We start from the raw sequence: 23,305 nt of genomic DNA, 5'->3' as shown, positions 1-23,305 counted from the left end.
GGCGCGGCGTGGCAATCCGGGCTCCAACCGTCGTCATGCTGGCGGAATGGCCATTCTGCTCTCCGTGCTCTCCATGTGCGCAACCCTGATCGGCGGGTTGTCGGCCGTGCACATGGGTGATCGCAAGCGCCTGGTGCTCGGCCTGGCCGCGGGCGTCATGCTGGGCGTGGTGGCCTTCGACCTGATGCCCGACGCGCTGAAGCAGGACAGCCGCATCGTGCTCGGCGTGCCGGTGCCGCTGCTGGCCGCGGTAGTCGGTTTCTTCACCGTGCACGTGATCGAGCGCTCGATGGCCCTGCACACCGGCTACGAGGACGAATTCGTCGCGCACCGGCACAATCACGACTTCTCCTCGCTGGGCCTGCTCGCGGGCGCGGGCCTGGTGTTCCACTCCACCCTCGACGGCCTCAGCATCGGTTTCGGTTTCCAGGCCGGCGCGGCGGTCGGCGTGGCGGTGGCCATCGCGGTCATCTGCCACGACTTCGCCGACGGATTCAACACTTTCACCCTGACCACGCTGTATGGCAATGCCCGCACCCGCGGCCTGATCATGCTGGGACTGGATGCCATCGCCCCGGTGGTCGGCGCGATCATCGGCACGCTGGTGCGGGTGCCCGCCGAACTGGTCGGCCTGTATCTCGGCTATTTCGCGGGCTTCCTGCTCTATCTCGCCACGGCCGATATCCTGCCCGAGGCACATGCGGGCAAACCCGCCAGGGGACCGCTGCTGTGCGCACTGGCCGGGGTGCTGGCCATGTTGGCTGTTGCGGCACTGAGCCATTGAAATACTGGTACACCAATAGACAGACATGCTCGAGCCGGCGGGCGAACCGCAATCGGGAGGGTCCGTGGACAGCGACACGCGCGGGATATATCCGGCGGGCGGCGCTACCGGTCCCTACCCGGCCCGCGGCCGCCGACCCGGCCGGGGCGGGCGCATCCTGGCACTGCTCGTCGCCGTCGTCCTCGGCATCACCGGATTTCTCGGCTACCGCGGCGAACTGCCGCGCTGGCCGTTCCGCGACGACTCCACCACCGCCGAGCTGGCAGGCCCGTCGCTGCCGCCGCTGGACGTCGACCTGGTCTCGCGGGTGGCCGAACCGGCACTGGTGAACATCACCGCCGGCATCCGCCCCTACGGCCTGGGCGCGGCCGGCTCCGGCATCGTGCTGACCGCCGAGGGCGAGGTGCTCACCAGCCATCACGTCATCAAAGGCGCTGACACCGTGACGGTTTCGGATGTCGGCACCGGCGCGACCTACACCGCCACCGTCGCCGGCTACGACTCCGGCGCCGATATCGCCCTGCTGGATCTGAACGGCGCGGGCGGCCTCCCGGTCGCCCATATCGGCAACTCCGCCCCACTGCACCTGGGCGACGCTGTGCTGGCCATCGGCAATGCCGGCGGCACCGGCTCGCCGACCGCGGTGGGCGGGCCCATCACCAATCTGGATTCGGCCATCGTGGCCCGCAATGCCGCCGACCTGTCGCGGAAATCGCTGCACGGCATGATCGAGGTCGCGGCCGCCGTGGCCGCCGGGCAGTCCGGCGGCGCGCTGGTGGACCGCTACGGCTCGGTCATCGGCGTCATCACCGCCGCCTCGGGTGACATGCAGAAGGCAATGGGCAAGGGCCCCAACGGCTATGCCGTGCCCATCGACACCGCCATGAACGTGGTCCGTCAGATCCGTTCCGGCACACCGACCGACACCGTGCACATCGGCCCCACCGCCACCCTGGGCATCCTCACCTCCGACGCGCAGCCGGCCGGCGCGCGCATCGACGTGTCCATCTACGGACTGCCCGCCTACGAGGCCGGACTCACCGACGGCGAGGTCATCACCGCTCTCGACGACCGCGCCATCACCAGCTCACAAATGCTGAAAGCCGCACTCAACGCCCATAGACCGGACGATGTGGTGCGGCTCGAGGTCAGCGACCCGAACGGCGGGCACCGGACGGTGAACGTGACGCTCACCGTCGGCCCGCCCAACTAGAACTTGCTGTTCCAGTACGACTGGAACTGGAGGTACACGATCAGGATGACCACCGCGTAGAAGACGGCGACCAGCGTCCACCGCCACTCCACCAGGATCTGCAGCAGTCCCCGCGAGCGTCCCCACAACACATTGGTCACGATGGCCAGCAGCGCCGGCGTCACCGCCCACACCACCATGCACCACGGGCACAGCGCGTGGATCTTGAACACGGCGTCCCACACCAGGTAGCAGATGGACGCCACGCCGAGCAGCAGGCCGAACCACATGGCGCCGAAGAACCAGCGCGGCAGGGCGATTCCGCACACCAGCAGCACGGCGACGGTGACGAACACCGAGAACCCCACCACGCCGATGATCGGATTGGGGAATCCGAACATCGACGCCGTCGGCGATTCCATGACCGTCGAGCACGAGAGGGTCTGATCGATGGAACAGGCCGGCTTATAGCCGGGCTCGGTCAGCGACTTGAACTTCTCCACCAGCAGCGTCACCGACGCCGCCCAGCCGATCAATGAACCCAGCAGCAGCGGCCAGGCCGAGCGGGGACCCGCCGCGATCATCACTTGCTCGCGTTCTCGATCGCCGAGGTCATGCCGCCCGGGCTCATGAGCGTCTTGGCGTCCTGCACCTGGCTGCCGTTCACGTACACGGTCGGGGTGGACTGCAGCCCGGTGGCGAAGACCGCCTTGGTCTCGTCCTTCACGAACTGGATGTACTTGCCGTCCCGAATGTCCTGCGCCACCTGCGGATCGGTGTATCCGGCGTCGGCCGCGATCTGGATGAGCTGGTCATCGGTCATGCCATTGCCGTTCTCCGGCGGCTGCTTGCCGAACATGGTGCCCAGCCAGGCCTGGAACTTCGACGGGTCCGCGGTCGCGACCACATAGGCGGCATTGGCCGCGCGGGTCGAGTACTGGTTGCCGTTGGAGGCCCGGTCCAGGAAGGAGATGATGTTGTAATCGATGGTGGCGGAACCGTTCTGGACCGCCTTGGTCAGCGCGTCGGAGTTGTAGCCCTCGAACATCTTGCAGGCCGGGCACTGCAGGTCGGCGACGATCTGGATCTTCGCCTTGGCGTCCGGATTGCCGATGCGGATGGCGCCGCCAGGTGTGACGTTCGGCGGAATCGCGCCCGTGCTCGGGTCGTGGGTGACGGCCGGGGCGAAGGTGGCCGACGACGCGGCCGGCGTGCCCTTGTTGTCGTCGTGCTTGCGGATCGCCAGACCGATGCCGATGGCCGCCACCAGACCGACCAGGACCGCGGCCACGCCGACCTGGATGAAGATCTTGCGGTTGCGTTCGGCCCGCGCCGCTTTCGCGAGCGGATTTTTACGGTCACCCGGTTTAGTGCTCACCTCTGCGCTCACCACGCCTTCCGTTGTCACGACACGTGCGCGCCCATCTTCGCCCGAGAACCTGAGAGAAAGCTGCATGTGCGCGTGCCGAGTCGCGCCCGGGCCGCGGCGACGAGCCATTTTCCGTGGTCAACGGCGAATATTCATCCAGCAGGGGTGTGAATCACCCCAGGATGAGACGTTTTTTCTGTTCGGCGATATCGAAGTCCGCGGGCGGCCAGTCCAGCTTCAGGCCCTGCAGGGCGTCGATGAGCAGTTCGGTGACGGCCAGCCGCGCGTACCACTTGGAATCGCAGGGCAGCACGTACCAGGGCGCGTAGTCGGTATTGGTGCGATCCAGGACCGCCTGGTACGCCTCCTGGTACTGCGGCCAGTACGCGCGCTCGTCGATGTCGCCCGGGGCGAACTTCCAGTACTTGTCGGGCCGGTCCAGCCGCTGCATGAGCCGCTTCTTCTGTTCGTCCAGCGAGACGAACATGGCCACCTTCACCATGGTCGTGCCGTCGTCCACCAGCTTGCGCTCGAACTTGTTGATCTCGTCGTAGCGCTTGCCCCACACCTCCGGCGCGACCAGATCGTGAACCCGCACCACCAGCACATCCTCGTAGTGCGAGCGGTCGAACACGCCGAGCTGCCCGCCGCGCGGCAGCTTCTTGCGAATGCGCCACAGGTAGTGATGTTTCTGTTCCTCCGGCGTCGGCACCCCGAACGCCGCGTGGTCCACACCCTGCGGGTCCACCGAACCGATCACGTGCCGGACGATGCCGCCCTTGCCTGCGGTGTCCATGCCCTGCAGGACCAGCAGCACGCTGCGGGTGTCACCGGAACGGCCGTTGGCATACAGCTTTTCCTGCAGATCCGACAACACGGCGCGGCGTTGCTCGAGCAGAGCCTCGCCGGCGCGCTTGTCGCCCTTGAAACCCGGAGTCGCGGATGGGTTCAGATCGCTCACCCTGACGCCATCGGCGCGTAGCGCCTTGGTGACCGGTTTCGACCAGGATGTCGCGTTCGCCATTCTTCATGCGTAGCACGGGGCGTGGTTTCCCGCAGGCAACCGCGCTGAACCCGTCCGGTGCCCGCACTCACACCCGGGCCAGCTGCACCAGCTGCGCGGCCAATTCCTCATCGGTGACCGGGGCCAGGGTCAGGTCGGCGGCCGTGGTCAGCAGATAGCGGCCGTCGCCGGAGAAATCCAGCCAGGTGCGATGCCGGGTCGGCGGTGAGAGCGGATTCGCCGGTTCGACCGTGACGGTGATGAATCCGCGCCCGTCCACCGGTTCGCGCAGTTTGCGGCGGAAGCGGTCGGCTTCCGCGCCGGTGCCGTCGGCATCGGGGTACAGCACCGCCTGCTGCGGTTCGCGCAGCGGCTCCAGCCGTCCCGGCGGCGCCGACCCGATGACCTCCACCAGTTCCCGCCCCAATTGCTCTGCGGGACACAGTGATACCGTCACCGCGTCCGGCAGCGAGACCAGAATGCCCACCCGCTGCTGCGCCACCGCCGCGAAGGCGAGAATGCGCCGGGCCTCCGGGCCGGCGGTGCGCTCGCCGTACAGGGTGACGGTGGTGGTGTCGGTGCGGGCGCACAGGGTCAGTGCCGCGGCCAGGTCGGGATCGGTACGGCGCAGGAAGCGCGCCGGCGTTCCGCCCGGGGTGATCGGCCCGAATTGCGCTGCGCCGTCGAGATTCTCGGGTGCCGACGGAGTCGTGTCGAGCGGATAGGGACGGCGTTCCAGATCGGTTTCGCGGGTCCAGAGCATCGCGAACTCGTCCGGGGTCAGGATCCATTTCACGTGGCCGACCCCCCCTTTCTTGGGTACCACCTCCGTCCCGTCCGCGACCCTACCGGAGAGATTCTGCGGGTGCTGCCTGTCACCGGGACGCGCAATATGTGACCTATCGCACTCGCGCGGCGGGTTGCTATCGCCGGGTGGCGTAGTCGGCGAGTCCTGCTACCGCCGTGTCGAATCCGTCGGTCGCCGCTCGGATCACGGTGGCGCGCACCGTCTCCGGGTCCGCGCCTCCCAGTGTGGCCCGGCGGATCTCCGCGTGCAGCGCGCGATCCAGGCCCGCGAGGGCGGCCGCGGCGAGCCGCGCGGTGGGGTCGTCCGGGCTGGTATCGGTGGCCTCGGCGAGCGCTTCGGCCAGCGTGGTCTCGGTCTGCTCGCCGAGTCGGCGCAATCGGGCCTGCAGGGCGGGACTGTCGTCGATCAGGCGCCAGAAGGTGGTGGCGCCGGGAGAGAGGCCGAGGGTGGGATCGTCGCGCCGCACCCGGTCGAGGAAGGCGCGCCGGATGGCCGCGGCCGCCGATTCGCCCGGCTCGCGGTCGCGTACCGCGGCGGCGAGCCGGTTCGCGACCTCGTCCTGACGGTCGAAGAACAGGTCCTCCTTGGTCGGGAAGTAGTTGAACGCCGTGTTGACCGAGACGTTCGCGGCGCGCGCCACCTCGGCGACGGTCACCTTGTCGAAGCCCTTCTCCACGAACAACGCCATGGCGGCGTCAGCCAGCCCGGTCCGGGTGGCGCGCTTCTTCTCCTCGCGTAGTGCCAACGACCTCTCCCTCCTGTCGCAGAGCAGTATAGGTGTGACGCTAAAATTGGTGTGACACCAAAATGTCAGCTACGGTCGGGGCATGACGCTCAGATTCGGCATTTATGCGGGCGGACTCGCCGGCGATCAGTTCGGCAATGTCACGCCCGGCCCACCGGAACGGGCCGACCGCATCGCGGCGGCCCTGGACGAACTGCACGGCGAGCACCCGTTCGTGGTGCGCGGCTACGTCCTCTACAGCGACGCGCGCGGCGGGTTCCAGGAGGCCCCGCCGCAGCCCTGGCAGTACGCCGCGGCGCACCGGAAACTCGATCTGGTGGTGTGCTTCCACGAGCCCGGCGACGACCTCACCGGCTGGCTCGCGTTCCTGCGCAAGCAGATTCGCGACTACGGACCCGTGCTCTGCTCACTGCAGATCGCGGAGGAGCCCAACCATGCCGGACCCGGCGGCAACGGCGGCTATCCGCAGGTCCGGCAGGCCATCATCGAGGGGGTGCACGCCGCCCGCGCGGAGGTGGACCGGCTCGGCCTCGCGGTCCGCATCGGCTGCAACTCGACGCCGATCTTCGATCCGGCACAGGAGTTCTGGACCGATCTGGGCCGCCGGGGCGGGCGCGAATTCGCCGCCGCGCTCGACTATGTCGGCCTGGATTTCTTCCCCGACGTCTTCCGCCCGATCGCTGCCGAGGGCCTGGAAGCCGCCATCACGGCGGTGGTGACCGCCTTCCGACGCGAAAGCCTGGCCGCCGCGGGCATTCCCGCCGCCACCCCCATCCACATCACCGAAAACGGCTGGGCCACCGGGCCGGACCGGTCCTACGTGCGGCAGGCCGAGATGCTCGAGACGGTGGTGCGCCTCGTCGACGGCCTGGCCGGCGAGCTCAACATCACCACTTACGAGCACTTCGGCCTGCGCGACTCCTACAGCGATCAGGGCGATATGAACCTCGAATTCGGGCTCCTGCGTTCGGATTACACGCCGAAGCCCGCCTTCGATCGCTACCGCGAGCTCATCGCGGCATACAGCACTCCCGCGTGATCGCCGCGGCGCGTCGGATGTGATCGCCGCGGAGTATCAGGCGGGCGCGACCTCGATGGTGATGCCCGCCGCGCGCAACCGCTCGGTGAGCGCGTCACCCATGGCCGAGGCCGGGGTGAGAATGCCCGCCAGCTCCGGCAGGCTGTCGAAGGCCAGGCACAGGCCGGACTGGCCCAGCATGACCGAGGTGGCCTGATAGCCCGGGTCACCCTTGCCGGCGAAGGTGCACTCGTACTTAGCGCCCGAGGTGGTGTGCGCGAAGGTGCGCATGGTGAACCAGCCGCTGCGCCGGGACTGCTCGCTCGGCCCGGTGCCCGGCTTGGGCACGATGCGGTCGATCAGCTTGCGGCCCACGGCCACCCGCGAGAGCACCGCGCCCGCCGCCATGGTGGCCACGATCCCGCCGGCGATGCCCGCGGCGACCAGCGGCGCGGTGGCCGAGGAGCCCGCGCTCATGACCTCCCGGTAACGGAAGTTCTTGCCGTACGGCCAGCCCAGCAGGCCATTGGAGCGCCGCACGATCTTGGTGTTGTGCGCGCCCATGATGAAGGTCGCCACCCAGCCGTCCAGGCTCGGATCGATGGCCGAGGCCCGCGAGAGCGCCTGATCGGTCTGGCGGCCGACATCGGGCTCCATGGCCTTGTCGGGGCTCAGCGAATACGGGTGCGACATCACCGACGCCTTGCTCGGGTCCTCCGCGATGGCCTCCATCATGGCCCGCCCGGAATCGATGGTGCCGCCGCTGGCCCCACCCTTGAGCCAGGCCACCAGGGTGACATCGGTGAGCTCGCCGGCATTGTCCGCGACACTGCGCTTGTACAACTGATACACGCTCAGATCCGACGGAATCGAGTCGTAGCCACAGGAGTTCACGATCTTCGCGCCGGTCTCGGCGGCCCGCTCACCGAAGCGGTCGATGCACTCCCGGATGAACAACGGCTCACCGGTGAGATCGGCGTAGTGCGTGCCGTTCTCGGCACACGCCTGCACCAGCGGCAACCCGTAGCGCAGGTATGGGCCCACGGTGGTGACCACCACCGAGGTGCGCGCCGCCAGCGCGTCCAGGCTGGCCTGATCGGTGGAATCCGCCTGCACCAGCGGCCATTCCGCCGCGGCGGCCCCCAGTTCCGTGCGCACGGCGGCCAGCTTCTCCGGCGACCGCCCGGCCAACGCGATGCGCGCACCGGCCGGTGCCGCCTCGGCCAGATACTGCGCGGTCAGTTTGCCTACGAAGCCGGTCGCTCCGAATAGGACGATGTCGAATTCCCTGTTGGCCATGGCTCTCTTCCCGTCGGTGAGGTTTCACGCCTTGGCGGCGCGCTTACGGGTCTTCTTGGTCGGCCCCCCGGTGGTCGGCGTGGGAGCCGGGCGGCCCGCCAGCCAGTTGTGATGGGCGCGGCCGAGTTCGGTGACCGGCTCGTCCCCGTAGAGCCACTCCCGCGCGATGCGATGCCAATTGCCGGTCGCCTCCAGCTGCCCCAGCATGCCGAAGGTGAGGAAGTCGGCCCGCCGGGAGAACAGATGCTCGGGCGGCAGATTCTGCTGCTTCATCCCGGTGAACTCGCTGGCCCGCGGATCCACCGCCAATACGAAAGCGCCGGAGGCCAATTCGGGGGTGATGGTGAGATCCTCGTCCACCAGCGCCCATTCGCAGGCCGCCAGCACGTATTCCAGGCACTCCTCGGGCGTGATCTCATCCGGCGAATCGATGACCCCGCGCTCGACCATGAGATCGCGCAGATCCTCGGCCCGCTCCTCGGCCGCCGCGCGAATACAGATGGCCTCGAACTGCACGTGCTCGGGATCCATCCGGTTGAAGAGCCCGAAGTCCAGGAACGCCACCCGGCCGTCCGGGCCCAGCAGCAGATTGCCCGGATGCGGGTCGCCGCAGAACTCGTTGAAGGTGAACAGCGAGCCGACGTAGAAGCGGTAGATGATCTCGCCGATCCGATTGCGTTCCGCCGCAGGCAGTTCCCGGATCTCGTCGAAGCCGCGACCCGGGAAGTACTCGCTCACCAGCACGCGGGTGGTGGACAGCTCGGGGTAGGTGGTCGGCACCACGATGAACGGGTGCCCGGTGAACAGCTCCGAAATCTGTTTCTGGGTGGTGGCTTCCGCGACGTAGTCGAGTTCGCTCTCCAGATTCAGGCGTAGTTCGTCCAGCACGGCCGGGGTCACCCACGGCATGGCCGACTGCAGGATGCGCCGGAACATGGCCAGGTTCTTCAGATCCGCACGCACCGCGACGTCGATGCCCGGGTACTGCACCTTCACCGCGACCTCGCGGCCGTCGTGCAGCGTCGCCTTGTAGACCTGCCCGATCGAGGCCGCGGCCACGGGTTCCGGATCGAATTCGGCGAAAACGGCTTCCAGCGGCTGCCCGAAGTCCTCCTCGATGACCGCCCGCATCACCTCGAACGACACCGTGGGCGCGCTGTCGCGCAGCACCGCGAGCCGGCGCTGGAACCGCTCCCGATGCTCCGGTGGCACCAGATCCAGGTCGAGCACGGACAACATCTGCCCGAGCTTCATGGCCACACCCTTCATGGTGCCCAGCACCATGACCATCTGCTCGGTGGCCCGGATCATGGACTCCTCGGCCATCCGGGCCCGCACGGCCTCGGAGCGGCCGCGCATGGACCGTCGAGTCTTCTGAGCGCGCAAGGCATTACCGGCGACGGCAATTCCCAGCTTCGTCCCCCGCGCAAGCCTGGATGTGGGCAGCTCTTTCGCCATCAGTGACCCTCCATGGGAGCCAACACCCCCGTTGGTGCCGACACGGCGGATGCCCCGTGGTTTGGTCCGCCGGGTTCAGACTAACCACACTGCGAACTCGAGTGCTAGCCGTCAGCTAGCACTGTTTTCACGGTTTTCGGGGTCCGGTAGCACGTGCGGGTGCGCGTTGAAGTAGTGCCGGTCGCCGCCCGTGCGAACCATGCCCTCGATGGCGCTCCACGCCATCATCGTGAGGTAGTCGAGCATTTCCTCGCTGGACATGGTGCGGTTGGAGATCCACCAGTCCGTGGCCAACTGCACGCCACCGACCAGCACGTAGGACCACAGCATCGCGCCTTCGGTCTGGATGCCGCGGTCGAAGGACTTGTCGATGATGACCGCCGAGACCACCTGTGCGAAGAGCTTCTCGAAATCGGCGAGGGTGGAGGTGTCGGTGGCCGAGCCGTTGCCCATGATGAACCGGTAGACATCGGTGTCCGAGTCGACCGTGTGCACGTAGGCCGCCAGGGTATTGCGGACCAGCTGATACTCGTCGAGGTCGTCGCTGATGGCCTCGTAGATGCGCGGCATCAGCGTGGTCTCGATGAACCGCTCCATGGTGGCGCGGGTCAGGTCCTGCTTGTCCGAGAAGTACCGGTAGAGCACGGTTTTCGAGACGCCGATCTCGGCGGCGATCTCATCCATGCCGGCATCGCCGCCGCGCTTGCGGATGGCGGCCAGGGTGCCGTCCACCAGCTCCTCGCGCCGGTCGATCTTGTGCTGTTGCCAGCGGCGTTTGCGGCCGTCGACACGACCACCGCGTGGGCCGGTGGCCGCCTCCACGGCGGCACTCACGCTGCCTTTGGTGGTCACGCTGCGTTGGCTCCTTGTTCGCGTCCTGGGCCTGGGCCTATTCAGCTTAAGCCTCCCATGCTGTGGATCGTCGCCGATCGGGAAGGGCCCGGTGGCGGTGAGTTCGTCACACCACGCGCCAGAATGGACGATATGGAGCAACCTGCCGGCAGTGCCGGGGTACTCGACACGACCGAGCCGAAGCCGATGAAGACCACACCCAACGGCGGCGGAGCGTTCGCCGATCTCCTGGACGACGAGGGCAAGAAGCGTGAACTGTGGCGCATGAAAGGCATTGCCACCGGCTTTCTCGCCGCGGCCACGATCATCTACATCGTCTGCGCCTGGATCGGTTCGCGCGGCGCGGGCGGGGAGTGGGTCGGCTATGTGAAGGCCGCCTCCGAGGCCGGCATGGTCGGTGCGCTGGCCGACTGGTTCGCCGTCACCGCGCTGTTCCGGCATCCGCTGGGCCTGCCGATCCCGCATACCGCGATCATCCGCAAGAAGAAGGATCAGGTGGGCGCCGGACTCGGCGAATTCGTGCGCACCAATTTCCTGTCGCCGGATGCCGTTGCCGTCAAGGTGAATTCCGCGCAGATCCCGCTCCGGCTGGGCCGCTGGATTGCCGAACCGGCGCACGCGGAACGCATCTCCGACGAGAGCGCGACCATATTGCGCGCGGTCATCGGCGTACTGCGCGACGAGGATGTCGAGCAGATCATCGACAACACCATCGTCAAGCGCATCGCCGAGCCGCTGTGGGGCCCGCCCATCGGCAAGGTGCTCAACGAGCTGATCGCCGACAACCGGCAGGCCCCGCTGCTGGACCTGCTGGCCGAGCGCGCGCACCAGTGGGCACTGGACTCGCAGGAGACGCTGGACCGCATCGTGAACCGGGACGCACCGTCCTGGGCCCCGAAATTCGTGAATTCGCTGCTGGCCGAGCGCATTTATCGGGAGCTGGTGGAATTCACCTGGAAGGTGCGCACCCAGCCCGATCACGAGGTGCGGCTGGCAGCAAATCGCTTTCTCGAGGATTTCGCCCACGATCTGCAATTCGACGACGCCATGATCGAAAAGGCGGAGAAGATCAAGACCGAGCTCATGGGCCGGCGCGAGGTCACCGGGATGGCGCAGGCCACCTGGCGGGCGGCCAAGCGCATGATCCTGGAGTCGGCCGACGATCCGAATTCCACGCTGCGCCGCAAGGTGGCCGACAATGTGCGGCAGCTGGGCGAGCGGCTCTCGACCGACGCCGCCATGCGCGACAAGGTGGACGGCTGGCTCGAGCGCGGCGTCCGGTACCTGGTCGCGAACTACGGGGCCGAGTTCGCGTCGTTGGTCAGCGACACCGTTGCCCGCTGGGACGCGGAGGAGGCCAGCCGCAAGATCGAATTGGCGGCGGGCAAGGATCTGCAATTCATTCGCATCAACGGCACGGTGATCGGTTCGCTGGCGGGCCTGGTCATCTATGCCGTCTCGCATTTGCTGTTCAATGGCTGAACATTTGACCAATAAGCACTGCGGGCGGAGCGCCGGTTGTTTGCCGCTGTGCCATTCGGTGAACAGCGCTAGCAGAGCGCTTGCAAGAGTTAGCACCCCGTCCTAGAATTGACCGCACAACCGCCGGAAGGTGAGTGATGAAGCACGATCCCGAGGTTCCCGAACCGATCGAGGGCGACAGCGCGGAGACGTCCGCCGCCGGAGATCGGACGGGTCGCGTAGCCAACGCGGCTCACGACATCGGGGGCTTCATCCGGGCGCAACGCGAGGCCGCCCAGGTCTCGCTGCGTCAGCTCGCACAGCTGGCGGGGGTGAGCAATCCGTACTTGAGTCAGATCGAGCGCGGGCTGCGCAACCCGTCCGCCGAGGTACTCGCCCAGATCGCGAAGGGTCTGCGGGTCTCCTCGGAGGTCTTGTACATGCGGGCCGGGTACCTCGAGCAGAGGCCGCACGGCCCTGTCCGGGATGCCCTGCTGGCCGACACCGGCCTGACTGAACGTCAGAAGCAGGTCCTCCTGGACATCTATGAATCGTTCTGCCGGGAAAACCAGGCGAACGAGGACCGAGGGGACGCAACGGACCTAATGGGGGGCGTTCCCGGGGGAGACAGGGACAACGAGGTTCCGTACCGCACAACCGAAGTTCCGCCACGCCAGGAGGGCGAACCATCATGACCGAATCGAACCTGACCGCCACCGTGACCAAGCCGATCTACGCCACGGTCGGCGCGGGTGACGCCATCTACGCCGCCGTGCTCGACGCCGTCTCTCAGATCCGCGAGCGCGCCACCTCCGCCGACGTCCAGGGCCGCATCGACGAGGCCCGCGAGCGCGTTGCCAACCTCCCGGCCGACCTGCAGGAGCAGGCCGAGACCCTGCGCCAGCGCGTGCAGGCACTGCCGTCCGAGCTGCCCGAGGACCTGGCCGAGCTGCGCGAGAAGGCCACCGCCGAAGAGCTCCGCAAGCTGGTCGACCAGTACTACCACCAGCTGGTGGACCTGTACGCCGACCTGGTCGTCCGCGGCGAGGAGACCGTCGAGAAGCTGCGCAGCAACCCCGCTTTCGAGGAGCGCTTCGAGCAGGTCGAGACCCGCTACAACGACCTGCTGTCGCAGACCCAGGACATCATCGGCAAGGTGACCGACCAGGTCGGCCCCTACATCGGGCTCGCCGGTAAGGAAGAGGCCGAGGCCGAGGAGACCGTCGACGCCGAGGTCGTGGACGTGACCACCGAGACCGCTCCGGTCGAGGACGAGGCTCCGATCAAGAAGGCTGCCGCCAAGAAGGCTCCGGCCAAGAAGGCTCCCGCCAAGAAGGCTGCCCCCGCCAAGAAGTAAGACCTCGCACTTCGCGAAAAAGCTTGTCGCCCTCGCACACTCACGTGTGCGGGGGCGGCCGCATGTTTGGCGGACACGGTCGCACTCCGAGCTCGCGGTGTTGCCGGGCGGTGTGAACATCGGAGTTCCGGAACCCGCGTCGTGGTGAGAAGCCCTGGTGGGCAGGGCTTCATCCGTATGATGGGTGAGGTGATGGGAATCCCCGGCTTGATCCTGACGGTGTTGCAGCTGTGCGCGCTCGGCATGACGGTGTTCGCGCTCGTGCACGCGATTCGCCAGCGCCCGGATGCCTTCACGGCCGTGGACAAGCTGACCAAGCCGGTGTGGATCGCGATTCTGCTGGCGTCGCTGGGCGCCCTGCTGCTGGCACAGACCCCGGTGGGGATTCTGGGTATCGCGGCGATCGTGGCCACTGGCGTCTACCTCGCCGATGTCCGGCCGAAGGTGGATGAGATCCAGCGCGGGCCGCGCTGGTAGCACGCGTTCGAGACACTCGGCCGCCACTCCGGATCATCCGGGTGGCGGTCATTTTTTTTCACATCAATGCGCTGACCGGGGGTGAGGTGGGTTCCGACTCGGGAACTTTTCGGGTGCTTGCACTAGCAAGCATGCGGTGGCGCAGGTTACTGTATCTAGCAGTAACACAAAGGAGTGTCCTATGCGGGCAACGCTGCCTCACCGGGCGGGCCTCGGCCGGAAGGTCCGTGATCTGGTGCGCGAGCACCGGGCGGACCTGCGCACCCGGACCTATGGCAACGCGGATCTGAATCCGCCGGCCGGTCCCTACCAGGTCGTCCCGGTCACCGCCTCCGATGGCGCCCGGCTCCGGGTGCGCGCCTACGGACCGGCCGACGGCGATGTGATCGTTCTCGTGCACGGCTGGACCTGCTGCCTCGAATACTGGAATCCCCAGATCAACGCCTTCGCGGGCGAATACCGCGTCATCGCCTACGACGTGCGCGGCCACGGCGAGAGCGACGAGGGTACCGCCCCGCTCACCATCGATCGGCTCGCCGACGATCTCGCCGATGTCCTGGACGCCGTGCTGATGCCGGGCCGGCGTGCGGTGCTGGTGGGGCACAGTCTGGGCGGCATGACGATTCAGGCCTGGGCGGGCCGGTATCCGCAACGGGTGCAGCGGCAGCTGCTCGCGGTGCTGCTCACCAATACCGCGGCCGGCGACCTGATCGCCGAGACCACCGTGGTGCCGTTCTTCAACCGGGGTATCGCCAAGCTGCCGTTCCTGGTCGGCCTGATCGGGCTGAGCACTCCGGTTCTCTTCCCGCCCATCCGGCCGGTGACGTGGGTGTTCCGGCGGCAGATCATGAGCCTGGCCGCGGTCGGCGATGTTGCCGCCTTCGGTCTGAACATCGTGCGCTCGTGCTCGGCGCGAGTGCGCGGCCGGTTCGGAACCCTACTGTCCTACCTGAATGTCGGGCGCGGGGCGGCCAATTTGACGGTGCCGACCACCGTCATCGCCGGGTCGGCCGACGATATGACCCCGCCGGTGCACTCGGAGCGGATCGTCGAGATGCTCGCCGCGACCGGCAGCCTGGACGGGTACCGGGTCCTGCCTACCGGCCACCTGGGGAATGTGGAGGCGTACCAGGAGTTCAATGCCGAACTTGCCCGGATCGCCAAGTCTGCGTTCGGAATTCCCGCGCGGGTGGTGGGCGCCTGAGGGGTGGGCTCGCTCACCCCTGAGGTTCCTTAACGGAGACGGCAGTCACAACGAACATAGTTGTAGAGCAAGAAGATATACCCCCTGCTTGCTATTGCAAGCGCCTTGGTTAGCGCGTTACGGTGGTCTGGAACACAAAGGAGTGCTCATGCTGGTGAAACTGCCAGAGGCCGGTGTCGGCGCCGACGCGCTGACCGCGCCCTTCCGCTCTGGGCTACGGTCCCGGAACTACCGGACCGCATCGCTCAACACCCCACGCCCCACCGAGATCATCCCCGTCATCACGCGTGACGGCGCGAAGCTGCGTGTGCACGCCTACGGTCCGGCCGACGGTGAGGTCATCGTGCTGGCGCACGGCTGGTCCTGCGCCATCGAATACTGGAACCCGCAGATCAACGCCTTCGCCGGCGAGTACCGGGTGATCGCGTTCGATCAGCGCGGCCACGGCGAAAGCGAGAGCGGCACGCGCTCTTTCAGCGCCGATCAACTCGCGGACGACCTCTCCGATGTGCTCGACGCGGTGCTGCGTCCGGGCCGGCGGGCGGTGCTGGTCGGGCACAGCATGGGCGGCATGACCATCCAGGCGTGGGCCGACCGCTATCCGCACCAGGTCCGGCATCGGGCGTCAGCGGTGCTGCTGGCCACCACCGCCGCGCGTCAGATTCCCAACCGCGCCACCGTGATTCCGCTGCTCAATGATGTGATCCCGGGCCCGGACTGGCTGGCGCTGGCGCTGTTCGGCACGCCGGTGCCGCTGCCCGGCGGCCCCGCGGTCAACCTGATCGCCAAGCATCGGCTGATGACTCCGGCCGCCACCCGTGACCAGATCCTCTTCGGCACCTCGATCGTCCGTTCCTGCCGCCCGTCGGTGCGCGCGGCCGTGGCCCGGGGCCTGCTCGAACTCGATCTGCACGGTGCCGCAGCACATTTGACGATCCCGACCACGGTGATCGCGGGCTCGCACGATCGGCTGCTGCCGGAGGTGCATTCGCGCGAGATCGCCGACATCCTTGCCGCTGCGGGACATCTCGACCGGTACACCATCCTGCCCACCGGGCACCTGGTGAACATCGAGGCCGAGAAGGCGTTCAATGTGGAGCTGCACCGCGTGATCCGCCGGTCGCGCCGCGACCCGGTCGCCGTCGCAGGCTGACCTCGGAGACGACAACGCCCGCCCTGGGAAAACCGGGGCGGGCGTTGGCTTTTCGGGTCCTATTCGAAGACGACGGTGCGGCGGCCGTGCACCAGCACCCGGCCCTCGAGATGCCAGCGAAGGCCGCGGGCCAGCACCACCCGTTCGATATCCCGGCCCTGGCGGACCATGTCGTGCACGGTGTCGGAGTGGTCGATGCGGGTGACGTCCTGCTCGATGATTGGGCCCGCGTCCAGCTCGGCGGTGACGTAGTGGCAGGTCGCGCCGATCAGCTTGACGCCTCGGGCGAAAGCCTGGTGGTAGGGGCGCGCGCCGACGAAGGACGGCAGGAAGCTGTGGTGGATATTGATGGCCTTGCCCGCCCAGTGCTCGCACAGCTCCGGCGGCAGTACCTGCATGAACCGGGCCAGCACCACGGCGTGCGGGTCGTGCGCGTCGACCAGCTCGCGCACCTGCTCGAAGGCCGGGCCGCGTTCGGCCGGGTCCTTGGGGAAGGGCACGTAGTGGAACTTGATGCCGTGCGCCTCGGTCATGGTGGCCAGATCCGGGTGATTGCCGATGACGGCCTCGATGGTGGCGGGCAGCTCGCCGCTGGTGGCCCGGCCGAGCAGGTCGTGCAGGCAGTGGCCATCCTTGGAGACCAGCAGCACCGCGCGGCGGCGTTCACCGGAGTCGTGCACCTGCCAGTCGGTCTCCGGGCCGAGGTCGGCGGCGACGGCGGTGAAGCGGCTGCGCAGCTCGTCCAGATCGAACGGCACGGTGGTGGCCTCGAGCGCCTGCCGGGTGAAGAACCACCCGGTCTCCAGGTCGGAGTGATAGCCCGCCTCCACGATCGACCCGCCGAAATCGGCGATGAACGAGGTGATACGGGCGATGATGCCGGGACGATCCGGGCAGCCCAGGGTGAGCACGTAGCGACGGTCGTCCGGGGTGAAACTCATCCGACCAGCCTATCCGCCTCCCCGAGCCTTCAGCGCACGGCCGGGTGCCGTCACCGGTTGTGCACGCGTGCCGGCGGTTGGCACCGAACCGATCCCGGGCGTACCCGAGAGTTACCCCACGCGGCACGAAATCAGTCGCCACCCCGGCAATCGAAAGACCTACGACTCGTAAAAGGCATCGGCATAGCGGAATTCGCCCTTGATCTCGAGCTCGTAGGCGGTCAGGGGGCGGACCTGGAAGTGCGGCGTCCAGTCAGGTTTGTCGGGAATGATGCCGAGGCGGGTGCCGGGGACGAAGCCGAAACGCGGGTAGTACTCGAGGCTGCCGAGCAGACCGACCAAGGGTTCGTCGAGGGCGTCCGCGGCGCCGAGGGCGGCGTGCATGAGGGCCGAGCCGATGCCCTTGCGCTGATGATCGGACCGGACGCCGATCGGGCCCAAGGCCAGCACGGGGAAGGGGCCGATGGTCGCCCGGGTGAGGCAGACGTGCCCGACGATCTGATCGTGGAACTCCGCCACCAGCGACAGGGTCGGGATCCAGGCGGAACCGTCGTCGCGGAGGAGACGGACCAGACCGACTTCGACGGGGTCGCCGATCGGCTCGGAAGAGGGGGTATCACCGTCGGCATCCGCGGAGCGATCGAAGGCGCTGCGGTGCACCGCGTCGATCGCGGCGGCATCGCCGGTACGTTCACGACGGATCAGCACGCCTACAAGTCTGCGTGACAACGGTGGCCGCCCGCAACGAAATTCGCCGGGCGTGTGCCAAACTCGGTGCTCATGGCACAGATTTCCCGTCGTGATGTGGCGGCGATGATCGATCACACCCTGCTGTCACCCGATGCCACGCCCGCCGGGGTGGCCGCGCTCGTGGACGAGGCGCGCGAACTGGGCGTGTTCGCGATCTGCGTGTCGCCGTCCATGTTGCCGGTGCGTGCGCCGGGTCTGGTGGTGGCCACGGTCGCGGGATTCCCCTCCGGCAAACATCATTCGCTGGTCAAGGGGGCCGAGGCGCGGCTGGCGGTGGACCAGGGTGCGGCCGAGGTGGACATGGTTATCGACGTCGGCGCGGCGCGGGCCGGTGAGTACAGCGCGGTGCTGGCCGACATCGTCACGGTGCGCGAGGCGATCGGGGATCGGGCGCTGCTCAAGGTCATCATCGAATCCGCCGCGCTCACCGACGAAGCCATTGCCGAGGTGTGCCGGGCCGCCGAGCGGGCGGGCGCGGATTTCGTGAAGACCTCCACCGGATTCCATCCCGCCGGCGGTGCGAGCGCGCACGCCGTGCGGCTGATGGCGGAGACCGTCGGCGGGCGGCTCGGGGTGAAGGCCAGCGGCGGTATCCGGAGCGCGGCGCAGGCGGCGGAGCTGATCGCCGCCGGCGCCACGCGGCTGGGACTGTCGCGGTCTCGTGAAGTGCTGGAAGGGTTTCCGGACTAGCAGTTGACCGGTTGCTGCTGCTGATTCGGATCCGCCTCGAGCACGGCGTGCCCGCCCCGCAGCGCGACGTGCAGGCCGTCCTTGGTGACCTCGACCTTGGTGGGCTGCAGGCCCATCGGGTAGCTCTGCAGGCTCTGCGTCATGAGATCCACGATGCCCGAGACCAGATCGGTGGGCAGGCCGAAGCCGAGCAGTGAGGCCTGCACGGTGTCGACCTCGATCTTGTCGCCGACAATCTTTGGCTTGACCTGCAATTGGGCCAGGCCGCCCAGCACCGCGAAGCTCAGCGTGCCGGAGCCGGGATCGGCGGTGGTGCCGGAGACCAAGCCGCCCAGCGTCTTCGTGATGCCCTCGGTGCTCCAGGTGACGTCGGCGGTGGAGCTGCCGACGGTGGCCTGCTTGCCGCCGTCCGACATTTCGACGTCATCGAAGGTGGCGTGTACGACCATGCCCTGCGCCGGGCCGAACTTGGAGTCGTCGCTGTTCACCGTCACCGAGCTGACCTTGTGGTCGAACATGGTGAGCAGCAGCGGTTTCCAGCCGAACGACACATCGATCTTGGAGCCCATCTGCGCCTGGAACTGCGAGCTGATGCACTTCTCGACCTTGTTGCGGGCGTAGGCCTCCCCGCCCCCCAGGCCGCCGGCCACCAGCAGCGTCGCCACCAGGCCCACGATGAGCAGGGTCTTCTTGCGATTTCGGGGCTTGCCGGACGAGCCGCCCTGCCCGCCACCGACATTCATCGGGGGCGGCGGCGTGCCGGGCGGCAGCTGCGCGCCGCCGGGCTGCGGAATCGAGCCGGAGGTGCCGGTGCCGACCGGCAGCACCGTGGTCGGCGCCGAACCGGTCGAGTGGCCGGTGCCGGCGGTGGCGCCGGGGGCGTAGGCCGCCTCGCCCGGGTGGAGGGCCTGGGTGGCCTGATCGCCGTGCCGGGCGGTGGGGTCGTTCCACCAGTCGGTGGTGGCGCCCTGGCCGTTGAACACCTCGGTGGGCGAGTCGTGCTGCCCACCTAGGACTTCGGTGGGCGTGCTGTCCGGCTTGCCGAATTCGACCGGCTGCGCGGCAGGATTGTCCGGCTGCGCGACCGTGGCGTCGCGCTTGATCGCGTCGTCCGAGGTGGGTTCCGAATTCATGGGGGTGATTCTTCCCGAGCTTTCTGTGTGAGCTCTGTGCATCCGGTGAGGTGTCGGCTCGCGGGCGTGGAATGTGACATAACGCACATGGGTGCCGCTTATCCTGAACGTCATGGTTGGGAACGCGGCACCGGAGCCCGATCCGGAGTACGGATGGCGCGCGTTGCGGGAGCTGGCCGCGCGGCACGCGGGGTATTTCACCACCCGTCAGGTGCTGCGCACCGGGTGTGAGGTCCGGATTCGCGACGGACTGCGGGACGGCAGCATTCTGCGTTCGGGGGTGGGGTTGCTGCGGATGGCCGACTGGCCGGACGGGCCGCTCGACGAGTACGCCATGTGGTCGGCCTGGTTCGAAGGGGCCGCGGCGGTCTCGCACCACAGCGCCGCCGAATTACACGGGCTGGGACGGCTGCGGCCGCGGTTCGTGCACCTGTCGGCGCGGGTCGGGCGGTTTCCGCTGTCGCCGCGGCTGGTGGTGCTGCGGCGCAGCTTCGCCCGCAAGGATGTGGAGTCGGCGGGAGCCTTCCTGGTGACCACGCCGCTGCGGACCGTGCTGGATCTGGCCGAGGCCGGGATCGGGCAGGCCGCGCTGGACGAGGTGGTGGCCGACGCCGTCGCTATCCACCGCTGCGCCCGCGCCGAAATTCGTTCCGCCAGCGTCGCTCTGGATCCGGCCACGGCGGCCCGGCTGCACCGGGCCCTGACCCGCGCCCAGGAGGACCCGCGTTAGGGGCCTCCGGGGTTTTCGAGGTGTGGTCCTCGAGTTTTGCGCCGGCTCATTTCGTGACAGGGTGACTGCTCATGGGGACGGTCGGTGCTGACGTGTGGGATCTGATGTTTCCGCCGGGCCCGCCCGAGCGGATCGCGGACATGTTCTCGGCGGCCGTGGTCGCCGACGCGATCCGGCCCTACGACGCCGATCTGGCGCAGTCGGTGGAGACCTGCCGGGACTGGCGGCGCGGCTACCACCGGGTATTCCGGGGCATGACGGCGCTGGCCATCGGCGCGCCGGAGGTCTCGACCGGCATGGCCCGGGCGGGGCTCGGCGCGGTGCGCCATATGCTGCGGTTCACGGTCGGGCGCACGGTGGCGGCGCTGGACACCGTCGATGTCGACGCCGAGGCCGGCGGGACGGTCCTCGAGACCGCCGAGGTCCCGGGCGAGGCCCCCGTGGTGAAAGGCCTCGAGGTGCCGTGGCGCGGGCTGCTGCTGGCCGAGGACGCGCTGCGGCTTCGGCTGGCCGAATGGCAGACCCACGGGATTCTGGAAGCCGACTTCGTGGCGGCGATCGAGCGGGTCATCGATCATCCGGAGTGGTTACGGCTGCCGGGTTTCCGGCTGACCTTGACCGGCGCGGAGGCCGAGCTCGGGCCGCTGCGGCCACTGCTGGGGTGGGGCGCGGATGTGCTGGCGGTGGATCGTCCGGGCCGGGTGCGATGGGAGCGATTGCGGGCGGTCGCGAGGGCCGGGGCGGGGGTCATGCGGTTCCCGGTCGCGGACGGCGAACCCGGCGTGGACATCTCCCGGAGTTTTCCGGCCTTGGCCCGGTGGATCACCGCGCACAGTGACGCCCGTCCGGTGCTCGGGTTGTATGCCGGGCTGCCCGGGGCGGCCGGTGTCCGGCTCGCCGCCGCGTCCGACGTGCTCGCCGAAACCCTGCTGCGGCATCATTCCGATGCCGCCCTCGCGCTGCTCGGCTCGCCGACCGACACCTACGCCGTGCCCGCCTCCGTGGTGGCGGCGGCCCGGGATCGCTTGGCGGAGCGCGGTATCCGTGGCCGTGCCCAGGATCTCCTGCATCGCGGGGCCCCGCACTCGCTCTACCGCCTCAACTACACGCGCCCGATCTTCGATTCGGAGGGCGGCGCCTGGGGTCTGTTCGACAATCTGCCCGCCCTGGCCGGACCGGATTACGCCCTGGCCCAACGGTTTCCGCGCTGGCGGGCGGTCCTGGCCCGCGCGGCCGAGCACACCGTGTCCTTCACGGTCGCCCCGCCCGCCTGGACCCGCAGCGTCGCCCGCGAATACCCTTGGCGCACTGCGGCATACCGTGCCGCCTCCCGTTTCGGCATCGAGGTCTTCGACCCCGCCACCGCCCGCACCCTGCTCGCCGCCAAACTGGTGGCGGATCTGTTCGCGGACGACGAACCCCGAAATGCCAACCCGGAGGCCCTCTTCGCCGTCGGCGCGGCCCACGGTGGCCTCTGGCGTCAGCCCTTCGCCCCACGCTCGTTGATGGCCCCGGCCGCGATCTCCGGCACGATCCAGGAGCTGCTCAACAAGCTCCGATGATCCGGGCGCGGTCGCCACCCCCGCTCAGGGCAAGGGTGCGACGGCGAACCAGGGGACGGTGAGCATGTTGTCGCGCAGGCGGCGGCGGTGGGGGTGGAGCGGAAAACCCTGCTCGCGCAGGAGGTTCGCGGCGTGCCGCCAGCGGACCCGGGGGCCGTAGGGGGCCAGGGGCGCGGCGACGGCCCAGGCGCGGTCGGCGGCGGTGAGCAGGGTGTGGATGGGTTCGCCGGGGATATTGCGGTGGATGAGGGCCTTGGGGAGGCGTTCGGCGATGTCGGAGGGGGTTTCGACGGTGAAGGGGTCCCAGGCGAGGGTCAGGGAGCGCGGTGCGGTGCGGTCGAGGAGGATCCAGGCGCAGCGGCGGCCCAGTTCGTCGCAGGTGCCGTCGAGGAGGAGGCCGTCCGGAGCCAGACCGGACTGGATGGTCGACCAGGCTGCGGGGACGGCGGATTCCGGGTATTGGCGCAGCACATTGAAGGCGCGTACCAGGGTCGGGCGCAGGCCCGCGAGTTCGAAACCGCCGCGCGCGAACACCACCCCGTCCCGGCCGGAAACCACGCGGTCCGGATCGATCTCCAGGCCGACCACCCGCAGGTCGGGCCGCACGGTCCGCAGCCGGGCCGCCATCTCCAGGGTGGTGACGGGGCTGGCGCCGTATCCGAGATCCACCACGAGCGGATCCCCGGCATCCAGCAATCGCCCGGCGACGAGGGGGTCGTGTGCCATCCAGCGATCGCCGCGGCGCAGCCTGTTGATGCCGGTGGTGCCGCGGGTGATCGTGCCGATCGGCTTGGCTACCCGACGGGGTGCTGCTGATCCAGCCAAACCTTCGTCACCTCGGCTTCGGCGCGGAACAGGTCCACCAGGTTGACCAGCATGAGCTGTTCGAGCCGGCGCCCGAAGAACGGAAGGTGGACCTGGGCCCGCGAGGAGGTGCGCAGCGTGCAACCGGTCTCGGTGGGGAACAATCGCATGGTGCCTCCGAGAGTGCCTGGGCTGTTGGGGATTTCGGCGGTGTACTCGCCGGACACCTCGGGTCCGTAGGGGCCGTAGGTTTCCCGGCGGGTGATCACCATGTCCTTGTGCACCACCATCTGCGCCATCTCGGGCAGGGTGTCGCGGGGTAGCACGTGCCGCAGTTCGACGGTGATGCCATGGTCCCCGGAGTCGAGCCTGACGATGTCGTTCGGGGAGTGCTTGCGCAGTTCCTCGATGCGGGCATCCCAGTGTTCGCGGTTCATCATCGCGGCGTACACCTCTTGCGTGGTGTGCAGCGGATACCGCGCGGAGTAGTCGAGTCGGCGTGACACGATCGCTCA

At 68.3% G+C, this 23,305-nt stretch carries 25 protein-coding genes; 12 read left to right on the top strand and 13 right to left on the bottom strand.

Going from position 1 to position 23,305, the window contains the following annotated elements:
* Positions 1–46: 46 nt before the first annotated feature.
* Together ACIRRA_RS32505 and ACIRRA_RS32500 are read left to right on the top strand one after the other, a co-directional pair.
* Positions 47–784 carry a ZIP family metal transporter gene (locus ACIRRA_RS32505; protein WP_402776172.1) on the top strand — a complete coding sequence of 246 codons (738 nt, stop codon included), beginning with the start codon at positions 47–49 and terminating at the stop codon, positions 782–784.
* Between the two features lie 64 nt (positions 785–848).
* Entirely contained in the window at positions 849–1,997 is a 1,149-nt protein-coding gene (locus tag ACIRRA_RS32500; protein ID WP_402776169.1) for a S1C family serine protease, read from the top strand.
* On the opposite strand, the gene ACIRRA_RS32495 is transcribed toward ACIRRA_RS32500, so the two are convergent.
* The 5 genes from ACIRRA_RS32495 to ACIRRA_RS32475 form a co-directional block, all read right to left on the bottom strand.
* The gene (locus ACIRRA_RS32495; RefSeq protein WP_402776166.1) at positions 1,994–2,560 is read right to left on the bottom strand and encodes a vitamin K epoxide reductase family protein; all 567 of its coding nucleotides are present in this window, start codon (positions 2,558–2,560) and stop codon (positions 1,994–1,996) included. The genes ACIRRA_RS32500 and ACIRRA_RS32495 overlap by 4 nt on opposite strands.
* Entirely contained in the window at positions 2,560–3,354 is a 795-nt protein-coding gene (locus tag ACIRRA_RS32490) for a DsbA family protein (protein WP_402776164.1), read from the bottom strand. The genes ACIRRA_RS32495 and ACIRRA_RS32490 overlap by 1 nt, the downstream gene beginning before the upstream one ends.
* Positions 3,355–3,517: 163 nt before the next feature.
* Complete coding sequence (locus ACIRRA_RS32485; RefSeq protein ID WP_402776162.1) at positions 3,518–4,369, bottom strand: polyphosphate kinase 2 family protein; 852 nt, start codon at positions 4,367–4,369, stop codon at positions 3,518–3,520.
* A gap of 67 nt (positions 4,370–4,436) precedes the next feature.
* Positions 4,437–5,144 (bottom strand): ESX secretion-associated protein EspG, encoded by a 708-nt coding sequence (locus ACIRRA_RS32480; protein ID WP_402776159.1) that lies wholly within the window; start codon positions 5,142–5,144, stop codon positions 4,437–4,439.
* 127 nt (positions 5,145–5,271) lie between these two features.
* The gene (locus tag ACIRRA_RS32475; RefSeq protein WP_402776156.1) at positions 5,272–5,901 is read right to left on the bottom strand and encodes a TetR/AcrR family transcriptional regulator; all 630 of its coding nucleotides are present in this window, start codon (positions 5,899–5,901) and stop codon (positions 5,272–5,274) included.
* Positions 5,902–5,983: 82 nt separating this feature from the next.
* Here ACIRRA_RS32475 and ACIRRA_RS32470 point away from each other — a divergent pair, with 82 nt between their 5' ends.
* On the top strand, positions 5,984–6,940 hold the full coding sequence (locus ACIRRA_RS32470; protein ID WP_402776155.1) for a hypothetical protein: 957 nt from the start codon (positions 5,984–5,986) through the stop codon (positions 6,938–6,940).
* Between the two features lie 36 nt (positions 6,941–6,976).
* Here the strand turns inward: ACIRRA_RS32470 and ACIRRA_RS32465 are convergent, their stop codons facing one another.
* From ACIRRA_RS32465 to ACIRRA_RS32455, 3 genes are all read right to left on the bottom strand, one after another.
* The gene (locus tag ACIRRA_RS32465; RefSeq protein ID WP_402776152.1) at positions 6,977–8,218 is read right to left on the bottom strand and encodes a saccharopine dehydrogenase family protein; all 1,242 of its coding nucleotides are present in this window, start codon (positions 8,216–8,218) and stop codon (positions 6,977–6,979) included.
* A 24-nt stretch (positions 8,219–8,242) separates the two neighbouring features.
* Positions 8,243–9,676 (bottom strand): ABC1 kinase family protein, encoded by a 1,434-nt coding sequence (locus tag ACIRRA_RS32460; protein ID WP_402776149.1) that lies wholly within the window; start codon positions 9,674–9,676, stop codon positions 8,243–8,245.
* Positions 9,677–9,787: 111 nt separating this feature from the next.
* Positions 9,788–10,528 (bottom strand): TetR/AcrR family transcriptional regulator, encoded by a 741-nt coding sequence (locus tag ACIRRA_RS32455; protein WP_402776147.1) that lies wholly within the window; start codon positions 10,526–10,528, stop codon positions 9,788–9,790.
* 186 nt (positions 10,529–10,714) lie between these two features.
* Between ACIRRA_RS32455 and ACIRRA_RS32450 the strand changes: the two genes are divergently transcribed.
* From ACIRRA_RS32450 to ACIRRA_RS32425, 6 genes are all read left to right on the top strand, one after another.
* Positions 10,715–12,010, top strand: a complete 1,296-nt coding sequence (locus tag ACIRRA_RS32450; RefSeq protein WP_402776331.1) for a DUF445 domain-containing protein — start codon at positions 10,715–10,717, stop codon at positions 12,008–12,010.
* 137 nt (positions 12,011–12,147) lie between these two features.
* Positions 12,148–12,684 (top strand): helix-turn-helix domain-containing protein, encoded by a 537-nt coding sequence (locus ACIRRA_RS32445; protein ID WP_402776144.1) that lies wholly within the window; start codon positions 12,148–12,150, stop codon positions 12,682–12,684.
* Positions 12,681–13,346, top strand: coding sequence for a heparin-binding hemagglutinin (locus ACIRRA_RS32440; RefSeq protein ID WP_402776142.1), 666 nt, complete (start codon positions 12,681–12,683; stop codon positions 13,344–13,346). Before ACIRRA_RS32445 ends, ACIRRA_RS32440 begins: the two co-directional genes overlap by 4 nt.
* 180 nt (positions 13,347–13,526) lie before the next feature.
* On the top strand, positions 13,527–13,823 hold the full coding sequence (locus tag ACIRRA_RS32435) for a DUF2516 family protein (protein ID WP_402776140.1): 297 nt from the start codon (positions 13,527–13,529) through the stop codon (positions 13,821–13,823).
* 181 nt (positions 13,824–14,004) lie between these two features.
* A complete protein-coding gene (locus ACIRRA_RS32430; RefSeq protein WP_402776138.1) occupies positions 14,005–15,027 on the top strand; it encodes an alpha/beta fold hydrolase in 1,023 nt (340 codons plus the stop codon).
* 148 nt (positions 15,028–15,175) lie between these two features.
* Positions 15,176–16,180, top strand: a complete 1,005-nt coding sequence (locus ACIRRA_RS32425; protein ID WP_402776136.1) for an alpha/beta fold hydrolase — start codon at positions 15,176–15,178, stop codon at positions 16,178–16,180.
* Between the two features lie 59 nt (positions 16,181–16,239).
* Here ACIRRA_RS32425 and purU read toward each other — a convergent pair whose 3' ends face one another.
* On the bottom strand, positions 16,240–17,121 hold the full coding sequence (purU, locus tag ACIRRA_RS32420; RefSeq protein WP_402776133.1) for a formyltetrahydrofolate deformylase: 882 nt from the start codon (positions 17,119–17,121) through the stop codon (positions 16,240–16,242).
* 159 nt (positions 17,122–17,280) lie between these two features.
* Positions 17,281–17,829: a GNAT family N-acetyltransferase gene (locus tag ACIRRA_RS32415; RefSeq protein WP_402776129.1), complete on the bottom strand. Its 549-nt coding sequence runs from the start codon at positions 17,827–17,829 to the stop codon at positions 17,281–17,283.
* A gap of 72 nt (positions 17,830–17,901) precedes the next feature.
* On the opposite strand from ACIRRA_RS32415, the gene deoC reads away from it, so the two are divergent.
* Positions 17,902–18,561, top strand: coding sequence for a deoxyribose-phosphate aldolase (deoC, locus tag ACIRRA_RS32410; RefSeq protein ID WP_402776128.1), 660 nt, complete (start codon positions 17,902–17,904; stop codon positions 18,559–18,561).
* Here deoC and ACIRRA_RS32405 read toward each other — a convergent pair.
* Complete coding sequence (locus ACIRRA_RS32405) at positions 18,558–19,694, bottom strand: DUF2993 domain-containing protein (protein ID WP_402776125.1); 1,137 nt, start codon at positions 19,692–19,694, stop codon at positions 18,558–18,560. The genes deoC and ACIRRA_RS32405 overlap by 4 nt on opposite strands.
* A 112-nt stretch (positions 19,695–19,806) precedes the next feature.
* On the opposite strand from ACIRRA_RS32405, the gene ACIRRA_RS32400 reads away from it, so the two are divergent.
* Positions 19,807–20,424: a hypothetical protein gene (locus tag ACIRRA_RS32400; protein ID WP_402776124.1), complete on the top strand. Its 618-nt coding sequence runs from the start codon at positions 19,807–19,809 to the stop codon at positions 20,422–20,424.
* A gap of 71 nt (positions 20,425–20,495) precedes the next feature.
* On the top strand, positions 20,496–21,986 hold the full coding sequence (locus ACIRRA_RS32395) for a hypothetical protein (RefSeq protein WP_402776122.1): 1,491 nt from the start codon (positions 20,496–20,498) through the stop codon (positions 21,984–21,986).
* A gap of 24 nt (positions 21,987–22,010) precedes the next feature.
* Here ACIRRA_RS32395 and ACIRRA_RS32390 read toward each other — a convergent pair whose 3' ends face one another.
* The gene (locus tag ACIRRA_RS32390) at positions 22,011–22,811 is read right to left on the bottom strand and encodes a class I SAM-dependent methyltransferase (protein ID WP_402776119.1); all 801 of its coding nucleotides are present in this window, start codon (positions 22,809–22,811) and stop codon (positions 22,011–22,013) included.
* On the bottom strand, positions 22,781–23,296 hold the full coding sequence (locus ACIRRA_RS32385; RefSeq protein WP_402776117.1) for a DUF2505 domain-containing protein: 516 nt from the start codon (positions 23,294–23,296) through the stop codon (positions 22,781–22,783). The genes ACIRRA_RS32390 and ACIRRA_RS32385 overlap by 31 nt, the downstream gene beginning before the upstream one ends.
* Between the last annotated feature and the right edge of the window lie 9 nt (positions 23,297–23,305).

It is taken from the genome of Nocardia sp. NPDC101769 (assembly GCF_044766925.1).
Lineage (GTDB): Bacteria > Actinomycetota > Actinomycetes > Mycobacteriales > Mycobacteriaceae > Nocardia.
This window is presented reverse-complemented; position numbering and strand designations above follow the sequence as displayed.

Coding starts and splice junctions, on each gene's coding strand:
- ACIRRA_RS32505 (WP_402776172.1), top strand. CDS start 47: ATGGCCATTCTGCTCTCCGTGCTCTCCATGTGCGCAACCCTGATCGGC.
- ACIRRA_RS32495 (WP_402776166.1), bottom strand. CDS start 2,560: ATGATCGCGGCGGGTCCCCGCTCGGCCTGGCCGCTGCTGCTGGGTTCA.
- ACIRRA_RS32485 (WP_402776162.1), bottom strand. CDS start 4,369: ATGGCGAACGCGACATCCTGGTCGAAACCGGTCACCAAGGCGCTACGC.
- ACIRRA_RS32470 (WP_402776155.1), top strand. CDS start 5,984: ATGACGCTCAGATTCGGCATTTATGCGGGCGGACTCGCCGGCGATCAG.
- ACIRRA_RS32465 (WP_402776152.1), bottom strand. CDS start 8,218: ATGGCCAACAGGGAATTCGACATCGTCCTATTCGGAGCGACCGGCTTC.
- ACIRRA_RS32460 (WP_402776149.1), bottom strand. CDS start 9,676: ATGGCGAAAGAGCTGCCCACATCCAGGCTTGCGCGGGGGACGAAGCTG.
- ACIRRA_RS32450 (WP_402776331.1), top strand. CDS start 10,715: ATGAAGACCACACCCAACGGCGGCGGAGCGTTCGCCGATCTCCTGGAC.
- ACIRRA_RS32445 (WP_402776144.1), top strand. CDS start 12,148: ATGAAGCACGATCCCGAGGTTCCCGAACCGATCGAGGGCGACAGCGCG.
- ACIRRA_RS32440 (WP_402776142.1), top strand. CDS start 12,681: ATGACCGAATCGAACCTGACCGCCACCGTGACCAAGCCGATCTACGCC.
- ACIRRA_RS32435 (WP_402776140.1), top strand. CDS start 13,527: ATGGGTGAGGTGATGGGAATCCCCGGCTTGATCCTGACGGTGTTGCAG.
- ACIRRA_RS32430 (WP_402776138.1), top strand. CDS start 14,005: ATGCGGGCAACGCTGCCTCACCGGGCGGGCCTCGGCCGGAAGGTCCGT.
- ACIRRA_RS32425 (WP_402776136.1), top strand. CDS start 15,176: ATGCTGGTGAAACTGCCAGAGGCCGGTGTCGGCGCCGACGCGCTGACC.
- purU (WP_402776133.1), bottom strand. CDS start 17,121: ATGAGTTTCACCCCGGACGACCGTCGCTACGTGCTCACCCTGGGCTGC.
- deoC (WP_402776128.1), top strand. CDS start 17,902: ATGGCACAGATTTCCCGTCGTGATGTGGCGGCGATGATCGATCACACC.
- ACIRRA_RS32405 (WP_402776125.1), bottom strand. CDS start 19,694: ATGAATTCGGAACCCACCTCGGACGACGCGATCAAGCGCGACGCCACG.
- ACIRRA_RS32400 (WP_402776124.1), top strand. CDS start 19,807: ATGGTTGGGAACGCGGCACCGGAGCCCGATCCGGAGTACGGATGGCGC.
- ACIRRA_RS32395 (WP_402776122.1), top strand. CDS start 20,496: ATGGGGACGGTCGGTGCTGACGTGTGGGATCTGATGTTTCCGCCGGGC.